General features: G+C 37.8%; 28 protein-coding genes and 2 pseudogenes. 23 read left to right on the top strand and 7 right to left on the bottom strand.

Going from position 1 to position 24,681, the window contains the following annotated elements; translation table 11 throughout:
• Positions 1 to 56: 56 nt before the first annotated feature.
• Complete coding sequence (locus tag NSQ54_01255; protein WYP26774.1) at positions 57 to 632, top strand: hypothetical protein; 576 nt, start codon at positions 57 to 59, stop codon at positions 630 to 632.
• Between the two features lie 15 nt (positions 633 to 647).
• Here NSQ54_01255 and NSQ54_01260 read toward each other — a convergent pair whose 3' ends face one another.
• Positions 648 to 2,240 carry a solute:sodium symporter family transporter gene (locus NSQ54_01260; GenBank protein ID WYP26775.1) on the bottom strand — a complete coding sequence of 531 codons (1,593 nt, stop codon included), beginning with the start codon at positions 2,238 to 2,240 and terminating at the stop codon, positions 648 to 650.
• Between the two features lie 281 nt (positions 2,241 to 2,521).
• Between NSQ54_01260 and NSQ54_01265 the strand changes: the two genes are divergently transcribed.
• From NSQ54_01265 to NSQ54_01275, 3 genes are all read left to right on the top strand, one after another.
• Positions 2,522 to 2,656: a hypothetical protein gene (locus tag NSQ54_01265; GenBank protein ID WYP26776.1), complete on the top strand. Its 135-nt coding sequence runs from the start codon at positions 2,522 to 2,524 to the stop codon at positions 2,654 to 2,656.
• A gap of 71 nt (positions 2,657 to 2,727) precedes the next feature.
• Positions 2,728 to 2,943, top strand: a complete 216-nt coding sequence (locus NSQ54_01270) for a hypothetical protein (protein ID WYP26777.1) — start codon at positions 2,728 to 2,730, stop codon at positions 2,941 to 2,943.
• A gap of 158 nt (positions 2,944 to 3,101) precedes the next feature.
• Entirely contained in the window at positions 3,102 to 3,923 is an 822-nt protein-coding gene (locus tag NSQ54_01275) for an STAS domain-containing protein (protein WYP26778.1), read from the top strand.
• Positions 3,924 to 4,022: 99 nt separating this feature from the next.
• Here NSQ54_01275 and NSQ54_01280 read toward each other — a convergent pair whose 3' ends face one another.
• On the bottom strand, positions 4,023 to 4,205 hold the full coding sequence (locus tag NSQ54_01280; protein ID WYP26779.1) for a hypothetical protein: 183 nt from the start codon (positions 4,203 to 4,205) through the stop codon (positions 4,023 to 4,025).
• 371 nt (positions 4,206 to 4,576) lie between these two features.
• On the opposite strand from NSQ54_01280, the gene NSQ54_01285 reads away from it, so the two are divergent.
• The 8 genes from NSQ54_01285 (at position 4,577) to NSQ54_01320 (ending at position 10,025) form a co-directional block, all read left to right on the top strand.
• Complete coding sequence (locus NSQ54_01285; protein WYP26780.1) at positions 4,577 to 4,954, top strand: GntR family transcriptional regulator; 378 nt, start codon at positions 4,577 to 4,579, stop codon at positions 4,952 to 4,954.
• Positions 4,954 to 5,811 carry an ABC transporter ATP-binding protein gene (locus NSQ54_01290; protein ID WYP26781.1) on the top strand — a complete coding sequence of 286 codons (858 nt, stop codon included), beginning with the start codon at positions 4,954 to 4,956 and terminating at the stop codon, positions 5,809 to 5,811. The genes NSQ54_01285 and NSQ54_01290 overlap by 1 nt, the downstream gene beginning before the upstream one ends.
• A 12-nt stretch (positions 5,812 to 5,823) precedes the next feature.
• Positions 5,824 to 6,117 carry a hypothetical protein gene (locus NSQ54_01295; GenBank protein ID WYP26782.1) on the top strand — a complete coding sequence of 98 codons (294 nt, stop codon included), beginning with the start codon at positions 5,824 to 5,826 and terminating at the stop codon, positions 6,115 to 6,117.
• A complete protein-coding gene (locus NSQ54_01300) occupies positions 6,114 to 6,971 on the top strand; it encodes an ABC transporter ATP-binding protein (GenBank protein WYP26783.1) in 858 nt (285 codons plus the stop codon). The genes NSQ54_01295 and NSQ54_01300 overlap by 4 nt, the downstream gene beginning before the upstream one ends.
• The gene (locus NSQ54_01305) at positions 6,968 to 7,606 is read left to right on the top strand and encodes an ABC-2 transporter permease (GenBank protein WYP26784.1); all 639 of its coding nucleotides are present in this window, start codon (positions 6,968 to 6,970) and stop codon (positions 7,604 to 7,606) included. Before NSQ54_01300 ends, NSQ54_01305 begins: the two co-directional genes overlap by 4 nt.
• 24 nt (positions 7,607 to 7,630) lie before the next feature.
• Positions 7,631 to 8,170 (top strand): GNAT family protein, encoded by a 540-nt coding sequence (locus tag NSQ54_01310; GenBank protein ID WYP26785.1) that lies wholly within the window; start codon positions 7,631 to 7,633, stop codon positions 8,168 to 8,170.
• A gap of 177 nt (positions 8,171 to 8,347) precedes the next feature.
• Positions 8,348 to 9,184 (top strand): methyl-accepting chemotaxis protein, encoded by an 837-nt coding sequence (locus tag NSQ54_01315; protein ID WYP26786.1) that lies wholly within the window; start codon positions 8,348 to 8,350, stop codon positions 9,182 to 9,184.
• Between the two features lie 13 nt (positions 9,185 to 9,197).
• Positions 9,198 to 10,025: a methyl-accepting chemotaxis protein gene (locus tag NSQ54_01320; protein WYP26787.1), complete on the top strand. Its 828-nt coding sequence runs from the start codon at positions 9,198 to 9,200 to the stop codon at positions 10,023 to 10,025.
• Between the two features lie 54 nt (positions 10,026 to 10,079).
• Here the strand turns inward: NSQ54_01320 and NSQ54_01325 are convergent, their stop codons facing one another.
• Together NSQ54_01325 and NSQ54_01330 are read right to left on the bottom strand one after the other, a co-directional pair.
• A complete protein-coding gene (locus NSQ54_01325; GenBank protein ID WYP26788.1) occupies positions 10,080 to 10,853 on the bottom strand; it encodes a cytochrome c oxidase assembly protein in 774 nt (257 codons plus the stop codon).
• The gene (locus tag NSQ54_01330) at positions 10,846 to 11,268 is read right to left on the bottom strand and encodes a DUF2243 domain-containing protein (GenBank protein WYP28473.1); all 423 of its coding nucleotides are present in this window, start codon (positions 11,266 to 11,268) and stop codon (positions 10,846 to 10,848) included. The genes NSQ54_01325 and NSQ54_01330 overlap by 8 nt, the downstream gene beginning before the upstream one ends.
• A gap of 306 nt (positions 11,269 to 11,574) precedes the next feature.
• Between NSQ54_01330 and NSQ54_01335 the strand changes: the two genes are divergently transcribed.
• The 7 genes and pseudogenes from NSQ54_01335 (at position 11,575) to NSQ54_01365 (ending at position 19,329) form a co-directional block, all read left to right on the top strand.
• Positions 11,575 to 11,760 (top strand): YqaE/Pmp3 family membrane protein, encoded by a 186-nt coding sequence (locus NSQ54_01335; GenBank protein ID WYP26789.1) that lies wholly within the window; start codon positions 11,575 to 11,577, stop codon positions 11,758 to 11,760.
• A 111-nt stretch (positions 11,761 to 11,871) separates the two neighbouring features.
• A complete protein-coding gene (locus NSQ54_01340; protein WYP26790.1) occupies positions 11,872 to 12,204 on the top strand; it encodes a hypothetical protein in 333 nt (110 codons plus the stop codon).
• Between the two features lie 138 nt (positions 12,205 to 12,342).
• Positions 12,343 to 13,641 carry an MFS transporter gene (locus tag NSQ54_01345; protein ID WYP26791.1) on the top strand — a complete coding sequence of 433 codons (1,299 nt, stop codon included), beginning with the start codon at positions 12,343 to 12,345 and terminating at the stop codon, positions 13,639 to 13,641.
• Positions 13,642 to 14,636: 995 nt separating this feature from the next.
• Positions 14,637 to 16,520: a beta-glucoside-specific PTS transporter subunit IIABC gene (locus NSQ54_01350; protein ID WYP26792.1), complete on the top strand. Its 1,884-nt coding sequence runs from the start codon at positions 14,637 to 14,639 to the stop codon at positions 16,518 to 16,520.
• Positions 16,517 to 17,971, top strand: coding sequence for a family 1 glycosylhydrolase (locus tag NSQ54_01355; protein ID WYP26793.1), 1,455 nt, complete (start codon positions 16,517 to 16,519; stop codon positions 17,969 to 17,971). Before NSQ54_01350 ends, NSQ54_01355 begins: the two co-directional genes overlap by 4 nt.
• 51 nt (positions 17,972 to 18,022) lie before the next feature.
• Positions 18,023 to 18,853: a PRD domain-containing protein gene (locus NSQ54_01360; GenBank protein ID WYP26794.1), complete on the top strand. Its 831-nt coding sequence runs from the start codon at positions 18,023 to 18,025 to the stop codon at positions 18,851 to 18,853.
• 263 nt (positions 18,854 to 19,116) lie between these two features.
• Positions 19,117 to 19,329 (top strand): annotated as a pseudogene (locus NSQ54_01365) (site-specific integrase).
• 87 nt (positions 19,330 to 19,416) lie between these two features.
• On the opposite strand, the gene NSQ54_01370 reads toward NSQ54_01365, so the two are convergent.
• Positions 19,417 to 20,271 (bottom strand): SDR family oxidoreductase, encoded by an 855-nt coding sequence (locus NSQ54_01370; GenBank protein ID WYP26795.1) that lies wholly within the window; start codon positions 20,269 to 20,271, stop codon positions 19,417 to 19,419.
• A 189-nt stretch (positions 20,272 to 20,460) separates the two neighbouring features.
• On the opposite strand from NSQ54_01370, the gene NSQ54_01375 reads away from it, so the two are divergent.
• The 4 genes and pseudogenes from NSQ54_01375 to NSQ54_01390 all read left to right on the top strand — a co-directional run bounded on the left by NSQ54_01375 (position 20,461) and on the right by NSQ54_01390 (position 23,217).
• On the top strand, positions 20,461 to 21,549 hold the full coding sequence (locus tag NSQ54_01375; protein ID WYP26796.1) for a hypothetical protein: 1,089 nt from the start codon (positions 20,461 to 20,463) through the stop codon (positions 21,547 to 21,549).
• Positions 21,546 to 21,668 (top strand): hypothetical protein, encoded by a 123-nt coding sequence (locus NSQ54_01380; protein ID WYP26797.1) that lies wholly within the window; start codon positions 21,546 to 21,548, stop codon positions 21,666 to 21,668. The genes NSQ54_01375 and NSQ54_01380 overlap by 4 nt, the downstream gene beginning before the upstream one ends.
• Before the next feature lie 138 nt (positions 21,669 to 21,806).
• The gene (locus NSQ54_01385) at positions 21,807 to 22,088 is read left to right on the top strand and encodes a hypothetical protein (GenBank protein ID WYP26798.1); all 282 of its coding nucleotides are present in this window, start codon (positions 21,807 to 21,809) and stop codon (positions 22,086 to 22,088) included.
• A pseudogene (locus NSQ54_01390) lies at positions 22,049 to 23,217 on the top strand (aspartate aminotransferase family protein). Before NSQ54_01385 ends, NSQ54_01390 begins: the two are co-directional and overlap by 40 nt.
• A gap of 90 nt (positions 23,218 to 23,307) precedes the next feature.
• On the opposite strand, the gene NSQ54_01395 reads toward NSQ54_01390, so the two are convergent.
• Complete coding sequence (locus NSQ54_01395; protein ID WYP26799.1) at positions 23,308 to 24,246, bottom strand: VanZ family protein; 939 nt, start codon at positions 24,244 to 24,246, stop codon at positions 23,308 to 23,310.
• Positions 24,247 to 24,487: 241 nt separating this feature from the next.
• Positions 24,488 to 24,610: a hypothetical protein gene (locus NSQ54_01400; GenBank protein WYP26800.1), complete on the bottom strand. Its 123-nt coding sequence runs from the start codon at positions 24,608 to 24,610 to the stop codon at positions 24,488 to 24,490.
• Positions 24,611 to 24,681 lie beyond the last annotated feature (71 nt).

Consider the following 24,681-nt stretch of genomic DNA (forward strand, 5'->3'; position numbering starts at 1 on the left):
CCTTTCTTTATTTAAAAAAACTGGTCTAAATGAGACGAGTGTGGAGGTGAGGAAGTTTGAGCATTCTTGAATTCATTTCATCCATTGTCGGTTCAAGCATTTGGCCTCTTACTATAATAGCGATTATCCTGATGCTTAAAGTACCAATCACTCAATTGGTTCAATCCATTCGTAGTATTTCATACCGTGATGTGCGTGTAGACGTGGGAGAACAGCTGCATTTAATTGAACAATCAAATCCAGCCCACATGCAGACGGTTCTGATCCAAAGTGAGGAAGAGGAGGAATTGGAAGATTCCAAACCGACTCCAGTGCATATTGAGCAAATTGCACATGTCTCTCCGCGAGCAGCCATGCTTTATATCTGGTCCATTGTTGAGAAGGAAACTGGTGACTTGTTACAAAATAAGTCTATTCAATCAGACGAGGTTCAGAAAGTAGAGTCGTTAAAAAAACATCGTGTGCTTGATGCGCCTATATTAAAAATGTTTATTGATCTGAAAAAGTTGTATGAGCACGTAGCAGCAGAAGCCTATGTACAAGTCACTCCATCAGACGCATTAAGATATTGTGAGCTTTGTGAGCGTATTCGATATCAATTAACGATCAATGAAAAAAAACACCGCAATTAAGCGGTGTTTTGAATGCTACATGGCACTCGCGATTCCCCAAGGGGAGAATAACCAGTACGTAAAAATAACAACAATCACAATCAGGGCACTTACCCATTTACTATGCTTCCACGGAGTCATATCAACCTTGACTTCAACCTCTGGGAACGTAAATTCTTTTTTGTTCTGTAGTCGACTAATTCCCCAGATAAGGAATAGATCCACAAAGAATATAACGCTAAGCACATATAAGTAATGGATATCAGTGAATAAGACAATCGAGCCGTACACAATGATATGGAAAACAAATGTGAACTTAGCTGCAAATGGTGTAGCATAACGCGAATAGAATCCGAGTAGTATGATTGCTAAAAGCGGCATGCTGTAAAGTCCGTTAAATTGCTGAACCACATGGAATAAACCAGCTGGTGCAAACGAAATGAGCGGAGCAATCACAACGGTCATTAAACCAAGCACAACCGTAAACGTTTTTCCTGCTCGTGCAACTTGACGATCGGATACGTTCTTTTTCAAAGGCTTGTAAAAATCGAGCGTGAGTAATGTGGTCGTTGCGTTTAACGCACCAACAAACGAGCTCAAAATCGCACCAAAGATAATGGCCGCAAAAATACCAAATGCCCATTCAGGTAGAACGGCTGTAACAAGCATTGGATATGCGTTATCAGAAGGATTTACGCCATCTCCAAACATGTTAAATGCAATAATTCCTGGGAACACTAAGAAAAGCGCCCCGAAGATTTTAAAGAACCCTACATAAAGAGCCCCTTTTTGACCTTCTTTTAGATCTCGACCAGCCAATACTTTTTGTACAATCATCTGGTTGGCACACCAGAAGAATAAGTTATTGAAGAATAGACCTAAAAAGAGTGTAGGCCATGGAACCATTTCTGAATCAAGGGCACCAAATGAGTTAAGCTTTTCAGGCGTGCTTTGTTGAATGGTTTCAAGCCCACCGATGAAGCTGTTGTTACCTAATGCATATAACCCTAGAATCGGTATGGCTAGTCCGATAATTAATAACCCCACACCATACACTGTGTCACTATAAGCACTTAAACGTAAACCACCAATCAATAGATAAAATAGACCAACTATACCAATGATGGCAGATATAATAGAAATGGCGATAAGAGGGGAGACGTTTAATAATTCGTCTACCGCAAAGATTTGATTAAATACGAGTGAACCAGAATAAAGAACAACTGGTAGGAACGATACCACATACGTAAAAATGAATAATAGCGAAGCGATTCGTTTTGTGGTTGTATCAAAGCGTAGTTCAATAAAATCAGTTACTGTGCTAACACCATATTTTAAATACTTCGGTAAAAAGATAAGAGCAAGTGCAACAATTGCGATGGCAGCAGTGACTTCCCAGCCCATTACTTCCATCCCTGATTCATAGCTTTGTCCGTTTTGTCCGACAATCTGTTCTGTAGAAAGGTTGGTCATCACAACGGAACCGGCAATCGTAATTCCAGTTAGACTGCGTCCTCCTAGGAATAATCCCTCTGATGAATCCATGTTAACGCCCCGGCTTCTTTTAAATGAATAAAGCCAAATCGCAAGAACAATTGCTACAAATGTAATAATAGATAATAACCCCAATTTACTTCTCTCCTTTGTGAATGGTTGAGCGCTATCTAGTGGATTTCCTTTTCGTATTTAACTCAAACCTATTTATTACTATTTGTTTGTGGTAAATAATGAGATTTGTATAAAAATACTATTACAACAAGGGTTTAGTTGTTTTATAAAATCTAAATTACTCACTTCGTTTATCAAATAATAGAAGTTGCTCTGCTTTTTTTAAAATAATTTGAAAAATGTGGTTTTAATTTATATGAATCGGTTACACAGAAACTATACTTATAAAGGAGGCGTTCAGCATGGCGGAGAATAACCAAGGCAGAAAAATGAGTTATGAAGAGGCAGGAAGAAAAGGTGGAGAAAAAACGAAAAATAAACATGGCAAAAAACATTTTAGTGAAATAGGAAAAAATGATCATAACAACTCAAACTAAAGAGTCGTAGCATTCATCAAATAAGAGCCGAGCGTTGGCTCTTTTCCTATTTTTTATAAGGTGTGATCAATATGAAACGAAAATTGGTATTAATGATTTCCCCAGCGCTCATTTCATTTGTAAGTTTACTTCTTATTTCGGGCTTTAGCTTATCTGCATTTATTGGAAGTTTTGTAATGGGGCTCGCATTTTTTGCCCTGGCATTAGCGTTATTAAGTGAGCAAACAGAAGTAGTAAAAATGGATGAAATGCCTGTTGAAGAGATTGACGAAGTGAAAGTAGATTGAAAAAGAAAAAAATGATTAATGATGTCGAATACTGGGTATAGGTATGTGTACATGTATCCACCTTTTTTGCTAAGGCCCGTTTACAGAGGTGAACGGGTTTTCTTTCATATGTTTCACTCACTAAAAGAATATGATCTGTTAAGAAGGGAAATCAGTCAATGTCCAACCAAATTCATCTCTATGATTTCTATGTAAGTAAGCTTCAGCACATTACTGAGCAATGGTATGACTCACTTAACCAAGTGAACAACGGGGTCTATTCTTCTACATCAACAGAAGATGTGGAGCGGCTGAAAAGACAAGCTATGAGTTTTCACGAACAGTTTTTTAAGGTTTTCATTACTGATGAGCAAACATTTAGAGCGGATATGGATAACTGGATCAGAGGAATCACATTTGATGAGGCGCATTTAAACACATTGAACTCCGCAAAAATTTATGAGTTTCTTCAAACACAACAGCAGTATTTTGAGTTATTAGACGAATATATGGAGGAACACCCAGACTCTCTTAATGAGGCGCCTCACTATCGTCAAGTCATTCTACAAACGATGCAGCAAGTCATCTTAAAAGTGACAACTGAGTTTGAGAGAAATCAGGAAACGCTTTTTCGTGAGCAGCGAGAGATGATCGCAGAGTTGAGTGCACCAATTATTCTACTCTCACCAACACTAGGCTTACTCCCGCTTGTCGGAGAAATTGATACATATCGTGCAAGAGTCATTATAAATAATGTGTTGGCATCTTGTAATGAAAAGGGAGTGGAGCGACTGGTTGTGGATTTATCTGGCGTTTCAGATGTAGATACGGCAGTTGCAAAGCAATTACTTATGCTCATAAAAAGCTTATCAATTATTGGAGTAGAATCCTGTTTATCAGGAATCCGACCGGAAATTGCTCAAACGACAATTAAACTGGGCATTAAATTAGATGAAATTAACGTTTATTCATCTATACAACAAGCTTTAAAAGATAAATAATACTTTTAGATGGATGTTACCTACTATATTCTTTTATACGAAAACCCCCTTTGACTGGTCTGTATCTATACCTTCAAAGGGGGTTTTCTATATGGAGGATTATTTTGAAATAGACCAGACCTGTTCTACAGTCCAAATATGAGTGGAACCATTTTGTTGGTTAAGTTCACTGGTTACGGCCTTTGCTTCTTGAATTGTAGGGAAGGTTTTTTCTGTTAAATTATTGTGTTTTCTGTCTAGTGACTTAGTGTGTTTGATTGTTGTACATACGATTCGATACATGAGACACCCCATTTCACTATTTTAAAAAAGAGTAAACAGGCATTCACCTATTCACTCCATTCCGTTTCTTTGACCGTCCAGCAATAACCAGGACGAGCATTATTGTTAAGCTTTTTTACAAGTAGCTCTGTATCGACGAATTCCAAAAGAATTTATCCAAAATACTGTTTGAAGCCTTTAAGGTTTTCGGTTCACCGTTACATGTACGAATAATCATGTACAACGCGGATCAACCCCTTTAATTAGTGGCTTTCTATCTTCTAATCTATTGTCTCACACAATGGGTGAAATAGATATAGCCTATAAACAATTTGACATTGTATATATACAATAGATACAATGAAAACAAAGCTACTGTTAGTGAGGTTATTATGAATATTATTTTATCAAATTCTTCTGAAGAGCCCATTTACCTTCAAATTAAAAATCAGATTAAGCAGAGTATTTTACGTGATGAAATGAAAGAAGGGGATTCACTCCCATCAATGCGTGCGTTAGCAAAGGACCTTCGGATAAGTGTGATTACAACAAAACGCGCCTACGAAGAGTTGGAGCGTGAGGGCTTTATTGCTTCATTTGTCGGGAAGGGTTCTTTTGTCGCTAGTCAAAGCAATGACTTAATACATGTGAAGCGATTAAAGATGATCGAAGAAGGACTCGCGAACATTGTTCATGAGAGTAAGAATCTAAAGATTCCTTATGAACAACTTGAAGAACTATTGAAGATGCTTTATGAGGAGGAAGAGTAGTGGAGGACGCGGTAATACTTCAAGACGTAAACAAAACGTACGAGGACTTTGCGATCTCCGGCCTTTCGTTTACAGTGAAAAAAGGGTTTGTTACCGGTTTTATTGGTCCTAATGGGGCAGGGAAAACAACCATTATCAAGCTCATGCTGAACCTCATTAATCAGGATTCTGGAGTAATTAGAGTATTCGGTGAGGATTATACGGCAAACGTAAATGAAAAAAAGCAGCGAATTGGCTTTATTTATGCTGATCACCATCTCTATCAGCATTTAACGATTAAGAAAATGAAAAAGGTCATTGCTACCTTCTATGATAAATGGGATGACGCTCTGTTTGACTCATACGTCAATCGTCTTCAATTACCGTGGGATAAAAAAATTGAAAACCTCTCAAAGGGAATGGGAACGAAGCTGTCCATTGCGATTGCACTCTCCCACCATGCGGAGCTGCTCATCTTGGATGAACCAACCTCAGGCCTTGATCCAATTAGTAGAAGAGAGATTTTAGACCTTTTAGCAGAGGTGATGCAGGACGAGGAAAAGACGATTTTCTTTTCGACACATATTACATCGGATCTCGAGCAAATTGCAGATTACATTATATTTATCCATGAAGGAAAGCTTTTACTAAGTGATAACAAAGAGTCAATTACTGAGCAGTATGGACTTGTTCGAGGGCCGGTGGACCTGCTTGATGATGACATTCGCTCCCTTTTTGTGAATGTACGAGAAACATCAATTGGCTTTGAAGGCCTGACAAATCAAGCAGCTCTTATTAGGAAACTAATGGGTGATCATGTTGTGATTGAACGAGCATCACTTGAGGACATCATGGTGTACACAATCGGAAATCCATAGGGGGGAACTCGTATGATACGTTGGGTAAAAAGATGTGTCAGTTTCGCTTGCTTATTCGGAGTTATTTACTTTGTCATCTATCTGATTGACCAATCCTCATGGAATCCAGGCGGGTGGAATGATAAGACCATCGGCTGGATTCAGGACGCAGTACCCAACACGTGGTTTGTAGATCAGTTTGCTTTCTTTACGACCTATGAGTTCAATGTGCTAATCACAATAATTGGGCTAGGTATGATCATTGGAATCGTAAGTGATTTTCTATATACGGTTGTCTCAAAAACAGAAGGGAGTACAGAGCAATGACACATCTACTCGAGGTTCAAGAGCTCAACAAAACGTATGAAGATTCATCATTTGGCCTACAAGATATTACGTTCTCCATCCCATACGGATCCATCGTTGGATTCATCGGAGAAAATGGAGCAGGGAAATCAACAACAATGGGCTCGATTCTAGGCACACTGCCAAAAGACAGCGGCATCATTAAGATGTTTGGAGAAGAGATGGATTCAAGTGATGTGCATCTTAAAGAAGAGATCGGTGTCGTATTCGATACAATGAAATTAGTAGGCGGCTTGACCGTGGCCAAGCTTGAACGAGTTTTCCGAGAAATCTACTCCAACTGGAGCAAAGAAACGTATTTCCAGTTGATCCAGTTGTTCTCCTTGCCCAAAAACAAACATGTCAGCGCCTTCTCACGAGGCATGTCTATGAAGCTGTCAATTGCGGTGGCACTCTCACACGAAGCAAAGCTATTAATCTTAGACGAAGCAACAGCGGGGCTTGATGCAGGTGGTCGAGAGGATGTGTTAAATGTGCTAAAAGAATTCGTGAAGAACCAAGATCGCAGCATTCTCATGTCCTCTCATATCTCAAGCGACATTGAACAAATGGCCGATCAACTTGTATTCATTAAAGGGGGAAGAATTCTCCTGCAAGCATCAAAAGACACAATCCTCAACACATATGCGATCACCCAATGTGACCCCGTTCAATATGAAACCATCCCCAGTGAGATTAGAGTTGCAAAACGAGGAAGCAGCGCGTTCTTTGACGTGCTCGTCTCAGACACAGAAAAACTACCACAAGAACTGCAACCAAGACCGTTCACGATTGATGACGTCACATTACTGTTAATGAGGGGGGAGAAAGGATGAAGGGGTTATTGTTGAATCAGTATTATGCTGTGGAGAAGTCGTTTTGGTGGTATATGCCGATTTCATTCGTAGTGGCTATTGTATTTGTATTCTTTAATCACTTTGCAACGCAATGGGTAGCCATTGTATTACCTCTTGCATTTATGTCATCTGTTGCTATAGAAGTATTAAAACACGAAGCGAAATCTGGATGGAGTAAATTCGTCCTAACCTTACCTGTTAAACGAGAGCGGGTTGTTCAGAGTCATTACTTGTTTTTCCTTTTAGTTTCAGGTGTGGGACTCGTCATACTCGGTATTCAGTTTATGATTTCAAATGGGTTAGGAATGACTTTAGGTCCTGGTTATATCTACAATGTTATGAACGCGGTAGGAATTGTCTTTACTCTTGGGTTCGTGACATATCCGTTGACCTATATGCTGGGTACTGAGAAAGCAGAGGCCATTTTAATGATCGGTGTTGGAGCAGGAATAGGTCTCTATTTTCTAAGTGCTCTCCTATATAACCTTATGTTTTCTGGATGGCAAGGAAACTCGGATCTATTATTTTCTTTGAGTTTCATGCTCATGACCTTAATCCTTTTCATCATCTCGTACATCGTGTCGATTCAAGTATATAAACGAAAAGAGTTTTAATTACCCTCCGGAGGTTGTATTCACATGTCTATCTATTTACGAGAGTTAAAACGAGAGGATCTGAAACAGATCTATCAATCACTTGATAACGAAGAAATTCTCTACATGACTGGTACAAAAAAGACATTTACATTTGAACAAGTAGTAACCCACTACGAGGCTTGTCAAAAAGATGAGACGAGGTATGACTTTGCTATCTCTTTGACGGAAGATGATGAAATGATAGGTGACCTCTCCATTGTTGAGGTGGAGGAGGATAATCGGAAGGCAGGCTTTCGAATTTCCTTACACCAACCCACGATCTTAGGAAAAGGATACGGGACCGATGCCGTGAAGCGGGCTCTCGCATTTGCTTTTAATGAATTAGAACTGAATCGTTTGCAGCTTGAGGTCTACTCACATAATCTAAGAGGTTATCATGCCTATAAAAAAGCAGGATTCGTGGAGGAGGGACGGATTAGGCAGTCCCTTTATATGAACGGAACGTTTTCAGATGAAATCATTATGGCTGTTCTGCGGGATGAATATGAGGAAATGCGCGAGTTTAAAGAGCTGACACGGTAGCACATGAGCACAAGCAATTCCTCGCTACACAAGCAGCGCTGCTCCTCTAGATCCTTATAAGCAAAACTAATTCAACCCTCATTCATCTCAAAGTTCTCGAATGAAATACTCAAATACTTTACTTTATAGCTCATCTTGCCGATACTATGGGAAAAGACGCAAAGAGGAGCCAGTTTAATGAATGCTACGGTACAGGCAGTGATTAATATTGCCCCAATTATAAAAGATACACTTGGTCCAACGGCGGCACTAGGTGTAATAGATACAGAGAAATTTGTATATTTTGCTCCGTCTACAATATTAAATATAGACGTTGAAGTAGGTAAGACTAGACTGGATCGACATGATGTGTATGTTCGTGCCCTTAAAGGAGAACATATTATTTCAAAAACAATGGATCCCTCCATTTTTGGAGTAGCTGTGGTGACGTCTGTTACACCAATTCGCGATCTAGATACGAATGAAATTGTTGGTTTGCTTTCGCTATCTCGATCATTGGAGCATCAGGAGAAGTTAGATACGGAGCTAAATAAACTGAACGAAGTCATTGACGCCTTACAAGGGAAAGTTCAGCATGTGGCAGCTCAAGCGGAAGAGCTATCTGCGACAAGTAGTGACATTAGCCACCAGGCAAATAATGCGAATACTAATTCACGTAAAATCGGTGAAGTCGTTCAATTAATCGAACAAATTTCTACCCAAACCAATCTCCTTGGCTTAAATGCTGCGATTGAAGCGGCTCGTTCGGGTGAGGCTGGTAAAGGATTTGGTGTGGTTGCAGATGAAATCCGCAAGCTTTCAATTAATACGAAGGAAGCCGTACAGACGATTGGTAAGTCTTTAACTGAAATTCAAACGAGTATTGAAAAATTATCTACAAATATTAATGAAATCTCCGCATCATCTGAAGAGCAGTCTGTTACGATGGTTGAATTCATGAATGATACACAGGCTTTAGATGGAAAGAGCAAACGTATTATTAAAACCCTGAAATCAGCAATCAACCAAGAATAGGAGATTATGAATCATGCATTTAACGTTAAAGGCTTTAGTTAGTTTGGCGCCTGAGATCAAGAGGAATCTTGGCGAGAGCAGTGCGGTTGTCGTAACAGATAGAGAGAAGTTTATCTTTTCATCGCAATCAAAGGACTTGGATTATAGTGCAAACGTTGGGGACGAAGCTTTCACGGAGGAGAATGATATTTTACGTAAAGCGCTTGCCGGAGATAAAATTCAAATGCATATTCCTAGGGAGCGTTACGGTGTAGGCATGCTTTATTCCGCAAACCCAATCTTTGATGAGAACAAGGAAATTATCGGTGTATTACAAGTAACAAAAACCTTGAAGGATGAAGAGATTTTGGACACGGATCTTGATGATCTTCGTAAGATTGTTTCGAACCTGCAAGGTAAAGTTCAACAAGTAGCTGCCCAAGCAGAAGAGTTGTCAGCAGCAAGCATGGATATTAATGGCCAAGCTGAGCGAGCGAACGCTAATTCTCAAGAAATTGGCAAGGTTGTCAGATTGATTGAAGATATTTCCGCTCAGACCAACCTCCTTGGATTAAACGCTGCGATTGAAGCGGCACGTTCGGGTGAAGCAGGACGAGGCTTTGGTGTCGTAGCAGATGAAGTGCGCAAGCTTTCAAATGGAACGAAGGAGGCTGTTGGAACAATTAGCCAATCCCTTCAAGAAATTCAGAAAAACATGGAGAGCCTCACACTAAGTATCGGTGAAATAACAGCTGCTTCAAACGACCAATCAACTGTAATGGTTGATTTTATGGAGGATATTCAAAACCTTGATAAACAAAGTAACGAAATTGGAGACTATATCAAGTCGATTATTAATTAATTAACTAATTAAAAGAAGACATAAATGAATCAGACTGATTCATTTATGTCTTTTTTATGATGTGACAGCCGTAGTAAGAGACATCCTTGGTCGCGTAGATCTGTACCACTCGCGACAAAGAAGAAATATAATCATCAAGTCAACAATGTCTCCACCGTAGTACATGATTTGACTGCCAAGCTGTGCTTGCTCAACTGGTACCCCAGTTGGAGGATTCACATAGAGTGACTTTGAGAGAATCCCATGAGCAGCTAAAGAAAGTACGAGTACGATCGAGCGGTATAAGTAGGATAATCGGTGATATACGGGATCAACGTACAAGAAAGATGATGTAAAAAGATATCCTGCGATAAACACATGTAAGTGAATAAACAAAAATACGATCAGGTTTTCATGCATCGCTTGATAAAGGTCTGTTCGATATAAGATCCAAAGGCCCCCTACATTTAAAAGAGTCGTAAAAATAGGATGAGTGACCAGGTGACCAAACCAACTTCTGAACAAACGAGTAACCACTCTTGCGGAAGTAACTGGTAACGTGCGTAATAACAGCGTGATGGGTGCAGCGATAACAAAAAAGAGTGGTGCAAGCATGCCAAGCAGAAGATGGGTAATCATATGAGCAGGGAACCAGGAATGAGCAAAATGAGCGAGTGGCCCAAACACTGAAACCAAGCCACATAGTCCGCCTATCAGCAAAAAAATAATCCGACGTAGGGGCCACTTCCGATAGGATTGATTTGAGATGACAACTGCAATAATATAGGTAGCAACTAGTGCGAAAAAGAACAGGAACAAAAGGAATGAGCCAATCAACGGATTAAACATGACTAGCTCTCTTTTTATGGCGTAGTACTAAGAAAAGACCAACAGCGATCATAACGATAGCGAAAGCATTCCAAACAAGATCATAAATCCACACATTTTCAACGTAACGAATTTGGTGGATCCGCATCCATTTATGCTGGATGAGCCCATCATATAATTGAAACCCTCCCGAACTGAGGAGTGAGCCGCCCCACCACATAAATGGGATGTATGACTGTCGTCGCTTTAAATCGGCCAACAAAAATAAAGAAGCAATGGTAGCAAACCAACTAAACGCATGAAACAAGCCATCCGAAATCAGTCCAATATCCGTTGTCGCTAAATCATAAAAATGATGCCAGCGTAATAACTGGTGAAACACTACCTCATCCACAAAAGCCGCCATTCCCACTCCAAACAAAATTCCTGATAACATGTTGCGTCTTGAATAGTTGATGCGATTATGTAAGTCCGAAGCCAAAGTACCCCTCCACGAGTTACGTCATATACGACAGTATCCCCCTGGGAGAGTGGGATCAAACCTTTCTTATATTCAGTCGAAAGTCGGAGTGGATATCATCCCTAAGCCATGAGAATTTTCTCGTTATGTTTACTATGATGGAGGTAGGAGTAAAAGGAATAGGGTCAAGAGTGATATCTTATTATTTAACCGTTTAACCTCTGGTAAAAGGGGAATATTAAATAAACATTTGTTTAACTAAAATTAAAGGATGGATGCATCATGCTATACCTACTTGCGATCATTTTGCCACCTGTGGCAGTGCTATTTGTAGGCAGGCCGTTTCAGGCGATCATTAATTTAATCCTAACGCTCATCTTCTGGGTACCTGGTGTCATTCATGCGTGTTTGCTTGTTGCAGATAAGAAGGCAGATCAAAGGGCGAAAAAGTATGGAAGCCATAGATAATGAATAAAGGAGTGACGATCCATATAGATCGTTGCTTTTTTTTATGGGAATTTCCAGTTGTATAAAGAACATGTGTTCGGGTATACTACCTACTATAAGGTGGGATCACGAATGATTAGAGAAGACATGTATCCATTGGTCAATCGATATATTGTGTGTGCAACTGCACGGAATGTGATTGAGCGGCATTTGCGGAAGATGCCAACAGAGCGTTTACGAATGATGTCTTATGAGCTTGGTAAGGAACTACATGAGTTAAAAAAAGAAATGCATAAGCAGCAAGTAAAGCTGGCAAAGGTCCCACCCTCAAGCTCGGATTTTTATGGATACACTCTTTATCACAAAGGATGGCGATCAGAGCATCAAGTCCTCAAAGCCATTATTCAACAGGAAGTTGAGGAGCTATTAGACGAACTGAAGTTGAAGACCGTCTCCAAGCGTTGAGCTATGCAGGAGTGTTCCATTTGGTCCCTTATAAAGTAATAGATTACAATAAATAGTGTGTGAAATTTATACAAAGAATCCTGTTTATTTTAGGAAGTTAATCAGTCGGATTTTAATAAAAATTGAAAGGTCGATTACATGAATGAGTTAACTAATCAAAAAAACTTTTATTTAATAAGAACGTCAATGTATTTGTTACTTATCGTGTTATTTATGCTTGGTTTTTTTGAGAGGTTTGCGCCAGCTGCTTTTGCTAGTGATTTAATGAATGAGTTTAAGATTAGCGGTGGTGCATTAGGATCTATTACAGCCGTATATTTTATTACCTATACAGTGTTACAAATACCTGCAGGAATTTTATCTGACAGGATAGGTCCAAGAATAATTATTGGAACTGGAGCCATAATTGCAGGACTAGGTTCTTTAATCTTCAGTGTATCCCCTACGGTGTTCCTCATAAGTTTGGGGAGATTTTTAGTAGGTCTTGGTGGAGCTACAGTGTTTGTTGGCATAATGAAGTTCAACACACAATGGTTTGATAAACGTAACTATGGGATGATAAGTGGTATTACTTTACTATTGGGGAATCTTGGAGCAGCAATTAGTGCAGGCCCTCTAGCTATTTTATTGGAGTACGTTACTTGGAGAAGCACCTTTGGTACAACAGGCTTACTATCTATTTTGTTAGGAACACTCATATTCTTTTATATCAAAAATAAGCCTATTGAAGCTGGATTTACTATTGATCTAAAAGAATCAATTGAAACAAAAGAAAAGAGAATTCAGGAAAAATGGTATGTAGAATTATATCAAGTTACAATAAACAAACATATTTGGCCCATTTTTTTAGCGAGCATTGGAACTAACGCAACGTTTTATGCTTTTGCAGGTCTATGGGGAATTCCGTTACTTACAGATAGCTTCGCACTATCAAATAACCAGGCTTCTTTATATACAACAATTGGTTTGGCTGCATATGGTCTTGCATCTGTCGCCATTGGCTGGTGGTCCGATAAAGTAGGCTTAAGAAAACCATTTATCTTAGCAAGTTCACTTCTTTCAGCCCTTGGTTGGCTATGTCTAATAGTTTTACCCTGGGAACCAGGATGGCTTGGACTAATCTTATATACGATCATTGGGTTAACTGCTGCACAAATGGTTGTATCTTTCGCAGCAGTCAAAGAACTTGTTCCTTCTCGTGTAGCCGGAATGGCCTTGGCATTAGTTAATACCGGTGTGTTTCTAGCCGTAAGTTTAATTCAACCCTTGTTCGGGTGGGTTCTCGATATTAGCTCAAGAGATAGTGTTACAGTTGATCTTATTAGTTATACATTCGAAAACTATAGCTATGGCTTATGGCTTACATTTATTATTAGTTTCGTAGGCTTGATCGCCTCTATATTTGTTAAAGAGACTTACTGTGGTGAGAATACATGAATAATTATTAACAAGACTTTAGCTTATCTTATAAAAGATGCTAAAGTCTTGTTAATTCTCTTGAAAACCTAGCTACTTGGGTCTATTTAAAATGTAAAGTCTCGAGAAGTGAATAATTTGACTTCAGATTATTGACCTACTAAAGGATAATTGATACTTTCTTACAACGTATCGTTCCTTAGATAAACTTCGCAAGCATGAAAGTCAAGTGCTGTAAGTTAGATGGCGTTCTCAAATACTGTTCGATCTGCTTCAGTTACAAGATCTTCATCCATTGTATATTGAACACTAGCCACTCCATTGACGATGGATTCGTCAACAATTTCGATTCCTTCAACAATAGGTGAAGAGTAGAATGCTTCTGCAGAATCGATTGAACGTATAGCTTCTACTGTATCTGGAGAAGATAGAGCTTCACCATTTTCATCTACAACATCCTCATCATCATAAATGGTGTAGTATCCGCGTGAAAGCCCTCAACGTCAGATCTAAAATTAACCCTTATCAACGTGGAGGAACCACCAATTTTAAAACTAAAAAGTCAAAAAGATTAATTTTTTCTAGGATGTCTTTTTCCGATTTATTTATGAAAAGAAGGTATAGTATAAACTATAGATAAAAGAACAATGAAACATGTATTTCATTGTCCTTTCTAATTATTCTTTGACTGCAGCTTATGTAATTTTGAAACAAAATTTATTAAGCATTTATACCTTTCAAATCAGCTAATTTTGTGAGTGCGGATTGATTTTATCGATTATATCCAAAATTTAAGGGTTTACATTTTCAAAATCAAAATCTATAATATTGTTATTATTAGTCTATCCGGAAGACAATATAATTTTTCTTTTTAGAAATAATTAAATATATTAGGCGTGTGACTGGTCATGCAGGCAAGGCCTAGATAGAAACTCTTGTATCTTTTTTTCTACAAGGGAAACTCTATCTAGGCCTTTTTTATTGCCAATTTTCACCCCAAGGAGGGCTAGAGTACTATGAATTATCAACAAATTGGACAAGACATATTACTTCATGTAGGCGGAGAAGAGAATATTCAAAACTTATATCATTGTTCCACTAGGCTTAGATTTACTTTGAAAGATAGTTCTTTGGTTGACAAAGACAAGCTCGAAACAGTATCTGGAGTAATAAGCGTTGTCCAAAATGATAAAAATCTACAAGTGATTGTCGGCAGTAATGTTGGTTATGTTTTTAGAGAAATCCAACATTTAGCAAGTTGGGACTTCGATAGTTCTACATCTGAAAAATCGGAAGAAAAAGGCAAAAAAAGATTTTCTATCGGTCAGTTCTTTGATTTAATCGCTGGTATTTTCCAACCGATCGTACCTGTAATTGCAGGAGCAGGTATGTTAAAAGTTGTTTTACTGCTTTTAACAATGACAAATATACTTTCTACGGAAGAACAAACATATATCATACTTAATAATATCGCTGATGCTGGATTTTATTTCTTACCAATACTAATCGCCTACTCTTCAGCTATTAAGTTTAAGGTAAATCCACCATTAGCCATTGTTGCAAGTGCAGTACTGCTACATCCCAATATGACGGCACTGTTTAACTCTGGAGATCCTTTAGCGTTATTCTCTATCCCGCTAACTCCTGCAAATTATGGGGGACAAGTTGTACCAATCATTTTGATTGTATGGTTTATGTCTTATATAGGTAAGTTTGCTGAGCGAGTGTCACCAGGCCCAGTTAAAATTTTCTTAACTCCATTAATCATTATCTTGATTACTGGTCCAATAGCTCTTCTTGCGCTAGGTCCAATTGGAGTTTTCTTAGGTAATGGCTTAACATCAGGTATTTTATTTATCCAAGAACAAGTTGGTTTTGTAGCTATTGTCATTCTTGCAGTGTTGATGCCAATTATAGTTTCATTAGGTATTCATAAAGTATTTATACCAGTCATGATTTCGTCAATTGCTAATCCTGGATACGACATGTTAATCCTAGTTGCGCATTTATGTTCAAATTTTGCTCAAAGTGCTTCTTCTTTCGCAGTAGCACTTAGATCTAAGAATAAGAAAATGAAACAAATCGCTTTGTCTGCGGGTATTGCGGCATCATTCGGGATTACTGAACCTGCAATTTATGGTGTCACAATGAAGTTAAAAAAACCACTATACGCCGCCATGATTGGAGCAGGTATCGCTGCAGTGTTTGCTGGATTATTTGAATTAAAAGCCTACGTTACAGTAGGTCCGGGATTGGCTTCACTTCCTATGTTCATTGGTGAAGGGAACAACTTCCTAATTGCCATTATTACTCTAGCCATCTCCTTTGTAGCAACTTTTATATTTGCCTATATTATCGGCTTTGATGATCCAGTTTCCGATGAAAATGGAAAAGTTACTGATTCTAAACCAGAGAAGAATCTTAGTCAGTCTAAGGAAGGTACACTTTTAGCACCAATGAATGCGGATGTGATTGCTCTAAGTGAAGTCCAAGATGAAGTATTTTCTAGTGAGATGATGGGAAAAGGAATTGCACTTAAACCTAAAGAGTCTCTATTAACCTCTCCAGTAAATGGTACTGTCGCTGCTCTTTATGAGAGTAAACATGCTATAGGTATCGTGTCAGATGAAGGGATTGAACTATTAATTCATATAGGAATTGATACTGTGACTATGAAAGGTGAAGGCTTTGAAGCGTTCGTAAGTAATGGAGATCGTGTAGTCATTGGAGACAAGCTCATTAAATTTGATGAATCTTTAATCTTAAGTAAGGGATTAGACTCGACAACAATGATGATCATAACCAATACAATAGACTATGAGCATATTGAGGTTATTTCCTTAGGAGAAGTTAAGAATGGTGAACCATTGATTAAAGTAGAAAAAGGAGAATCAGAATGAAAAACTTGAATAATAAGACGTTCCCAGAGAATTTTTATTGGGGTGGAGCTACAGCTGCTAATCAAATCGAGGGTGCTTGGAGAGAAGATGGCAAAGGGGTAAGTACATTAGATATGTATACAGGTGGTTCATTAAACCAAAAACGCAAAATCACATTGGAATTAGATTCAAATGAGCGTTACCCTACTCACGAAGCAATTGATTTTTATCATACCTATAAAGAAGATATTAAGCTGTTTGCTGAATTAGGCTTTAAAATGTTTCGCCTCTCAATCAACTGGACACGCATTTTTCCGAATGGCGATGAACTGGAACCAAACGAAGAAGGGTTAGCTTTTTATGATAACGTCTTTTCTGAATTGAAAAAGTACAATATCGAACCTTTAGTTACAATTGCACACTATGAGTTTCCTTTCCATCTATCTAAAACAATAAATGGTTGGGCTAGCAGACAGATGATTGATCATTATGTTCGTTACTCCGAGGTGCTATTTAACCGATATAAGAATGATGTTAAGTATTGGATTCCTTTTAATGAAATGAATTGCTTAACTTTATCTCAGAAAGCTTATCAAGCAGGTGGAATTATATACGATGAAAGTGGAGAATTAATTAATCTTACAAAAGATAACGCACAATTAAGATTCCAAGCACTACATCATCAATTTGTTGCGAATGCACTAGTTGTTAAAAAAGGGCGAGAAATTAATCCAGATTTTCAATTTGGGTCAATGATCACCCATCTAACATTCTATCCACTCACCTGCAATCCAGCTGATATTATTCTTGCTACTCGAGAAATGCAAATGAAAGTGTATTACTGTGCTGATGTTCTCCATAGAGGAACATATCCATCTTATGCAGCTCATTATTTTAAAGAAGAAGGCATTGAAATTAAGACAGAAAAAGAAGATGAAATGCTTCTTAAAGAAAATACCGTTGATTACTGCTCATTTAGTTACTATATGTCTGTATGTGTTAGTGCCGATCCAAATCAAGAGCAAACAGGTGGAAATCTGCTAGGTGGCGTTAAAAATCCTTATTTAGTTGAAAGTGAATGGAAATGGCAAATTGATCCGATTGGATTACGCTATACACTTCACACGCTAAATGATCGTTATCAAGTACCATTAATGATTGTCGAGAATGGACTTGGAGCTTCAGATGAAGTGGACGAGCTTGGAGAAATAAATGATGACTATCGAATTGATTACTTTAGAAGCCACATTAAAGAGATGCATCAAGCCATTGAAGAAGGGGTTCCTCTTATCGCTTATACTTCGTGGGCTTGCATTGATTCTGTTTCACTTGGAACAGGTGAAATGAAAAAACGCTATGGCTTTATCTACGTTGATAAGCAAGATGATGGAACTGGATCAATGAAACGGATGAAAAAGAAATCCTTTGATTGGTATAAGAATGTCATTGCAACAAACGGAGCACAATTATAAGAAAACAGGGTCTGCATTTGCAGACCCTCTCTTTAAAAAGGGGAAATTCCTATGAAAGTAATTAAGGTCTTGAATACTAATCTTGTGTTTGCTGAAAACGAAAAAAAAGAAGATGTTATCTTGATGGGAAAAGGTATTGGCTTTAATAATAAAGCAGGAAATATTATTCCCGCAGAACAAATTGAGAAATTATATGTGTTGGAAGATCAAGCTATTTTAAAAGACCTTGTTAAGTTAATGGAGGAAACCCCTCCAGAATATTTATTACTAACACGTTCCATAGTAAAGATGGCCGAAGAAACTTTAGGAAAGAAGTTATTTGAATCCATATTTATTACACTTACAGATCACTTGCATCTAGCGGTTATACGAAATGAATCAGGAGTATTAATTCAAAACAGGTTATTGTGGGAAATACGTAAATTTTACCCTCAGGAGTTTCAGGTTGGTTTAAAATCACTTGAAAAGATTAAAGAAAAAATTAATGTTGAGTTACCAGAAGCAGAGGCCGGTAATATAGCATTTCATCTTGTTAATGCTCAAAACTATGAAGGCAAGATTGAAGACGTCGTTTTTATGACTAATTTAGTTAAAGATGTGTTAAAGATTATTAATCATCACTATTCTATTGAGCTAGACACTGATTCCTTAAATTATTCTCGGTTTGTGACTCATCTACAGTTTTTAGCTCAAAGGTTAATTGATAAAAGACCTTTAGAGTCAGAAGATCATTTTTTATACGATAATATTAAGAATACGTTTGAATCTGAATATCAGTGTACAATGATATTAAGGTCATACATTGAAAAAGTAAGCAAAGTGAAGATGACAAAAGAAGAAGAAATTTATCTAACCATTCATATTAGTCGGTTACTTCATTAAATATAAATATTTATTTCTAGATACCGCCTACACCCCTAGTTGAGCGGTATCTTTTAGTAAAGAGTTCGTATAACACGTTTTCACTAATGATTCTGTAAGGAAGTATTAGTAAAACTTATTTACATAAATAAAAAACACTATTCAATTATAAGTATAACTATTACTTAATACTGAACAGTAATTTTTTTAATTGCTCGTTACCTCTTTACTTCTTAATACATGTGCATAATAGTGAATATTCCCCCATACAGATTGTATTTCCCATTTATTTATCGAACGTCTATGACGAGCTGACCGAGTATGTTGAATCTCTTCCGGAAAACACCTGGCTATTTCCTAGCAGAAAAGGTAACGCGCCGATCTCCAGGGTTCAAGCATATCGCAAATTGATTAAGGCGGGGGATATGGCCGACATTCAGGTAGGAATTGGAACGCATACGATGCGTAAAACATTTGGCTATTGGCATTATAAGCAAAAAAACTGAAAGAAATTAGAAGCTCACTTTAATTGATGATACCTCTTTGAAAATCCCCCTAACTTGTCATGTCAGGGGGATTGCATTTTATTTATTCACCTTTGTTAGTCCAGTCTCTTCCATACTCCAATCCCATAGCTTCTGAGCAAGTTCATCGTCAGCTGCACGCTTTGAGATGTACGCTGGTTGTTCTTTTATAAAATATTTTCCTGTTACACCGTCTAGTTCGGAACTTGTAGCAAGATAAACAGCTGTTTTTGAACCTTGCTCGGGAGTAAGAAAAAACGGCTTAAGCATACGATGAATCGTCTTTCCGAATCCTGTATCCCGGTTCACTCCTAGATTTGTTGCAACGGCCCCCGGGTGGAGAGCATTTACAGTCACACTTGTGCCTAACAATTCTTTTGCTAGCTTTCTAGCAAACAAAACATTGGCTAGCTTAGATTGTCCATACCCCTTCATCACATTAAATCCTGAATGTAATTGAAGATTATTAAAGTCAAGCTTGCCCCATTTGTGTGCACCTGATGAAACGATGACGATTCGACCATCAGAGGACTCTTTGATTCTTCCAAGCAATAATTGAATCAGTAAAAAATGTCCAAGGTGATTGACACCTAACATTGATTCATAGCCATCTGCCGTCTCCTGTCGTTTTGTTGAGACAACACCTGCATTAGCCACAAACATATCTAACGGTTGCTGGGATTCCAGAAATCGTTTTGCATACGAGCGAATATCATCGAATGAAGCAAGGTCACATAGCTGCAATTCAACCGAACCCTTTGTCAGCTGCTGCTCCGCTTTTTTTAAGGCTTCTTTCCCGCGTTCCTCATTTCTACAGAGCATGATGACATGTATGTCTTGATTCGCAATGGCCACAGATGTAGCCAGTCCCATTCCAGAATTTGCACCGGTAACAATGGCTACTTTTCTATTCATAACAACCACATCCTTTTTAACCTCTCATTATCCGTCTATCTTACATTAGATACACTGTTATTGAATACAATAGTTGTTCTTTTTGAACGGTTTATCTATAAAAGAGATATGTATAACATTGGGAAATACAAAAGGTATATATATTTGTTAATAAATGGACGATATACTATAGGTGAAGGAGGGTTTGTTATGAAGGCTTTGATACCCGCTGAAGAAGTGGGGGTACAATGTGTAGATTGGTATAGATGTATTGTAGCCCAAGATTACGAGAAAGCGGATGCTTTACGAGTAAAAGCAAAAAAGTCTATTCAGAATATGCAACCAGATGACAAGGTAATCGCTTATTATTCGCTTGTAGAATACCGTCACAACTTAATGAGAAAAAACCTGGATAGTCAGTTAGACGAAAAAAAGTTAAAAGAGATCGGACAGATGGATCCCTTACTCAAGTTTTACTATTATTTTATGTCAGGACTTGGCGAGTTCTACAAAGCACATTATAAAGCGGCGATAAAGCTTTATATTAAAGCAGAGTCACTACTGGAGCATGTTGCAGATCCTTATGAACAGGCAGAATTCTTTCAACGTATCGGAGAAGGGTATTACCGTATTTATCAATATACCTTTGCTGAATCATATTTTGAAAGAGCTCTAGAAATCTTTAAGTCAGAACCAGATTATAAAGAAAAAGAATTAGATAATCGTCACTTACTTGCAGCAATCACGTCTGAAAGAAATCAGGAGAAAAAAGCAGAAGAACAATATATAAAACTAATTAAGATGGCTGAGGGTTATTCGGCGCCTTTAGCGTTAATTTATCAAGGATTTGCCTTCCATTATTTAAGAAATAATCACCAAATCCAGGCAAAAGAGTGTATAATGAAAGCGTTAGATTCTCCTGGTCATTCATCTACCATTAATGGGATGAAGAGTAAAGGTGAGCTTGCTTTTATCTATCTACGTATGGATAAAATGGATCAAGCCCTTCCTTTACTAGAAGAGGTTGAGTCTGAAGCGGACAAGGTTAAAGATCTTGAATATCAATTGCGCTGCTTCATCAATCGTCATTTATATGTTGAGTTCAACCAGGATAAAGTAGACGATGCCATTAAGCGGATGGAAGAAGCAGAATTATATTTTGACGCAATCGAAGTCTGCCAGGACGTCTCTCGGTTTTATGAAAACCAACAGAACTATGCTAAAGCCTTGCATTACATGAAACGTGCTTTTCACTTAAAAGGTTTCCAATTTTCAATTGGGGGTGAAGTTGCAGAATGAAAAAACAATTAACCGTTTTAGCATTGGCCATTTTGATTTGCATATCTGGTCCATTTACATTGTCCGAAGGCCCTACTGATGTTGTAACACCACAAGGACAAGCCAATACAGGAAGATAACTAGAAAGATGATTCTCCTAAGAGGATCATCTTTTTTTAATTTGAAGGCCTCATTGTTATAGAATGTTCTCCTCTCTTTTTTTGAATAATTATTCATTTTAATGTAATCTTATAAGTTGTAAAAGAAGGAGAATTCATATGGAAAACAACAACACATTAAATGATCATAAACATGTTTTAGCATTTATTATTCCATCTTTAATTGGAGCATTACTTTTCTTAATCCCTTTACCAATAGGCACGGACGGGCAATGGACAGTTCTCATTGCATTTCTATCTAGTAATCTAGAATTATTTGTAAGTGGTGTAATTAACGAGATCTTAGCTATGATCTTGGTTCAATCGAGCGTCGGCGCACTAATTGGAGTAGGAACGGGTCTGGAAAGCAGTACCTCAATTTCACTTCTGGGATTGCAGTGACAAATGTAGGACACAGACATCCAAAGGTTGTTGCTGCAATCAAGGAAATCAAGGATGCGGCCGATTACCTTACTCATGGGCCAATCGGTGTGATTCAATATGAATCCATTTTAAAACTAGCTGATGAACTAGCTGAGATTATGCCTGGGGATCTTGATTGCTTTTTCTTTGGAAATAGTGGGACAGAGGCAATTGAAGGTGCATTAAAGCTTGCACGTCATGTGACAAAGAAACCCTTTGTCGTTTCATTTATTGGGGGATTCCATGGTAGAACGCTTGGATCAATGGCTGTAAGTAAATCAAAAAGCAAATATCGTTCTCATCAACATGTAAGTGGAACGTACCAATTGCCTTATTACCAACCTGGTGACTCAGAGAAAGAAGCGATTCAGAAATTGGATATCGCAGCTGAACAATTGTTTGCACATCAAGTGCTACCAAGTGAAGTTGCTTTATGATTTTAGAGCCTGTTCTTGGTGAAGGGGGTTATATTATTCCTCCAAAATCATGGCTACAGCGTATTCGTCAAATTTGCGATGAGCATGGGATACTTTTAATTTTTGATGAAGTACAAACGGGTTTCGGTCGCACGGGTGAGTGGTTTGCCTCCCAAAGCCTTGAAGTCGTTTCGGACATTATGGCGGTCGCTAAGGGCATTGCATCAGGAATACCACTTAGTGCAACCGTGGCTAATCATAAGCTTATGCAACAATGGCCACTAGGTTCACATGCGACTACCTTTGGTGGAACTCCACTTGGTTGTGCTGCAGCCCTTGCTACAATTGAAGTCATCAAGGAAGAAAAATTACTTGAGAATACAAAGGTTGTAGGTGCTTATGCACGTGAGCAGCTAGAGGAATTACAAATGAAATATAAACGGATTGGAAATGTTCGCTCGATCGGATTAATGATTGGCATTGAAATTGTTGATCCTGATACTGGTTAGGGTGATGGACAAGCGGCGATGGAAATCCTAGATCTTGCATTACATGAAGGAGTTCTCTTTTATTTTAGTGGCAAGCACGGAGAGGTCATTCGCATGATCCCGCCACTAACGGTTACAAAGGAACAAATTGATGAAGGATTAGCTGGTCTTGAGAGAGCTATTAAAGCGTTTGAAAAGAATTGAAATAAAGAAGCTAGATTAATCTTCAATAAAGAATAGACAGGTATCTTAGAATTTGCTTAGATGCCTGTCTACTTTTTTGTGGGCTTCATCTTAATTTAGAATAGATGAAATCCCTTTATTTAGTTCATAAAAGATGTTTTGACCCATATTCATTTCTGACAACTCTATATCCTTTAATATAACAGCAAACGGAATAGATTCTCCAGTTTCATCGGTGACTCTTATTTCTAATTCACTAATTCCTGCTATAGGTAATTGGAATGTCGTATCTTCTGTCTCATAATTATCTGAAAGGAAACTTATGCTATATATTTCTTCTTCAGTAGCGATAAATGAAAGATCTATTCTCTCCGGTAATTTATCCATATTTGCTAAAGTAGCGCTTCCCCTTAGTTCATCATAATGAGTATCTAAGAACTCAATTGTTGCTATGTTTTCTGTGAATCGATAATGGTCTTCTAATTTAAGATTGAAGTGAAGGTCAGGTGCTTCGCTTAACGGAATATAAGGACCTTCTCTTTCAAGATAATCGTTAAACGTAGAAACTAAAGATATTGTTAAAAGAGAGGTAACAACTGCTGAAATAAAGATTTTTATCGTGTCTTTACTCGTTCGTTTGTGGTGTTTAGGAATGATTCGTTGTGATAAGTATCCGATGCTCGCTCCTAAGGTATTTATAATAATATCATTGATATCAAAAGCTCCAAGTCCTGACAGTAATTGTACGAGTTCAACGATTGTAATAGATAGGATGAATAAAAGAATAAACTTACTATATGTCGATCGAAACAAAAGAGGAATCATCACTCCAAAAGGAATGAATGCTAAAAAATTACCCATATTAAATAGCCATATAAAAAAAGTAGATCCATTAGGGAAAGCTAAAGGAATCGGTTCTAAAAACAAATTGTAACTCATCGAACGACTTAGATTTAATCTCCCAAATCCAAAAAATAGAAAATAGAGTGTTAAAAGTAGATAAAAGAAAAGAAACAGCACCATCCAATTGCGTTTTATAGTAGTAGTCATGTTTTCTCCTTAAACTTATATTTATCCATAAGTCTAATTGGTAAAGGTGACTCAATCGTGACACAAGAGTGTCAATCTAGTCACTTACTGATATGTTCTTATAATTACTTAATCGGTTTTAAAGTCCGTTCCAGTACGATAAAAGAGCAAAATAAAAAAACAGGCAGTCACCTGTTTTTTTATCTTATATGACGGGTTCAATTATTTCATGAACTTCCCAGTGTAGTCGTTCGTTTGTGACTCAGTTTAATTTCTTCGCTAGCAAAGATGCTTCAGAGAAGGTATTAAAGGTTTTATCCAATTGACTGCTTGAGTCCTTTAAGGTCTCCGTTGAACCATCAACGTTTCTTGTTAAAGAAAACATTCGGTCAACTCCAATTATAGCTATGCGTTAGCTATAGTTGCATCCTCTCATATATAACTACATTTTTAAAC

The organism is Alkalihalobacillus sp. FSL W8-0930 (assembly GCA_037965595.1).
In the GTDB taxonomy this organism is placed as follows: Bacteria; Bacillota; Bacilli; order Bacillales; family Bacillaceae_D; genus Alkalicoccobacillus.

Coding starts and splice junctions, on each gene's coding strand:
- NSQ54_01265 (WYP26776.1), top strand. CDS start 2,522: ATGGCGGAGAATAACCAAGGCAGAAAAATGAGTTATGAAGAGGCAGGA.
- NSQ54_01270 (WYP26777.1), top strand. CDS start 2,728: ATGAAACGAAAATTGGTATTAATGATTTCCCCAGCGCTCATTTCATTT.
- NSQ54_01275 (WYP26778.1), top strand. CDS start 3,102: ATGTCCAACCAAATTCATCTCTATGATTTCTATGTAAGTAAGCTTCAG.
- NSQ54_01280 (WYP26779.1), bottom strand. CDS start 4,205: ATGTATCGAATCGTATGTACAACAATCAAACACACTAAGTCACTAGAC.
- NSQ54_01285 (WYP26780.1), top strand. CDS start 4,577: ATGAATATTATTTTATCAAATTCTTCTGAAGAGCCCATTTACCTTCAA.
- NSQ54_01295 (WYP26782.1), top strand. CDS start 5,824: ATGATACGTTGGGTAAAAAGATGTGTCAGTTTCGCTTGCTTATTCGGA.
- NSQ54_01300 (WYP26783.1), top strand. CDS start 6,114: ATGACACATCTACTCGAGGTTCAAGAGCTCAACAAAACGTATGAAGAT.
- NSQ54_01305 (WYP26784.1), top strand. CDS start 6,968: ATGAAGGGGTTATTGTTGAATCAGTATTATGCTGTGGAGAAGTCGTTT.
- NSQ54_01310 (WYP26785.1), top strand. CDS start 7,631: ATGTCTATCTATTTACGAGAGTTAAAACGAGAGGATCTGAAACAGATC.
- NSQ54_01315 (WYP26786.1), top strand. CDS start 8,348: ATGAATGCTACGGTACAGGCAGTGATTAATATTGCCCCAATTATAAAA.
- NSQ54_01320 (WYP26787.1), top strand. CDS start 9,198: ATGCATTTAACGTTAAAGGCTTTAGTTAGTTTGGCGCCTGAGATCAAG.
- NSQ54_01325 (WYP26788.1), bottom strand. CDS start 10,853: ATGTTTAATCCGTTGATTGGCTCATTCCTTTTGTTCCTGTTCTTTTTC.
- NSQ54_01330 (WYP28473.1), bottom strand. CDS start 11,268: ATGTTATCAGGAATTTTGTTTGGAGTGGGAATGGCGGCTTTTGTGGAT.
- NSQ54_01335 (WYP26789.1), top strand. CDS start 11,575: ATGCTATACCTACTTGCGATCATTTTGCCACCTGTGGCAGTGCTATTT.
- NSQ54_01340 (WYP26790.1), top strand. CDS start 11,872: ATGATTAGAGAAGACATGTATCCATTGGTCAATCGATATATTGTGTGT.
- NSQ54_01345 (WYP26791.1), top strand. CDS start 12,343: ATGAATGAGTTAACTAATCAAAAAAACTTTTATTTAATAAGAACGTCA.
- NSQ54_01350 (WYP26792.1), top strand. CDS start 14,637: ATGAATTATCAACAAATTGGACAAGACATATTACTTCATGTAGGCGGA.
- NSQ54_01355 (WYP26793.1), top strand. CDS start 16,517: ATGAAAAACTTGAATAATAAGACGTTCCCAGAGAATTTTTATTGGGGT.
- NSQ54_01360 (WYP26794.1), top strand. CDS start 18,023: ATGAAAGTAATTAAGGTCTTGAATACTAATCTTGTGTTTGCTGAAAAC.
- NSQ54_01370 (WYP26795.1), bottom strand. CDS start 20,271: ATGAATAGAAAAGTAGCCATTGTTACCGGTGCAAATTCTGGAATGGGA.
- NSQ54_01375 (WYP26796.1), top strand. CDS start 20,461: ATGAAGGCTTTGATACCCGCTGAAGAAGTGGGGGTACAATGTGTAGAT.
- NSQ54_01380 (WYP26797.1), top strand. CDS start 21,546: ATGAAAAAACAATTAACCGTTTTAGCATTGGCCATTTTGATTTGCATA.
- NSQ54_01385 (WYP26798.1), top strand. CDS start 21,807: ATGGAAAACAACAACACATTAAATGATCATAAACATGTTTTAGCATTT.
- NSQ54_01395 (WYP26799.1), bottom strand. CDS start 24,246: ATGACTACTACTATAAAACGCAATTGGATGGTGCTGTTTCTTTTCTTT.
- NSQ54_01400 (WYP26800.1), bottom strand. CDS start 24,610: ATGTTTTCTTTAACAAGAAACGTTGATGGTTCAACGGAGACCTTAAAG.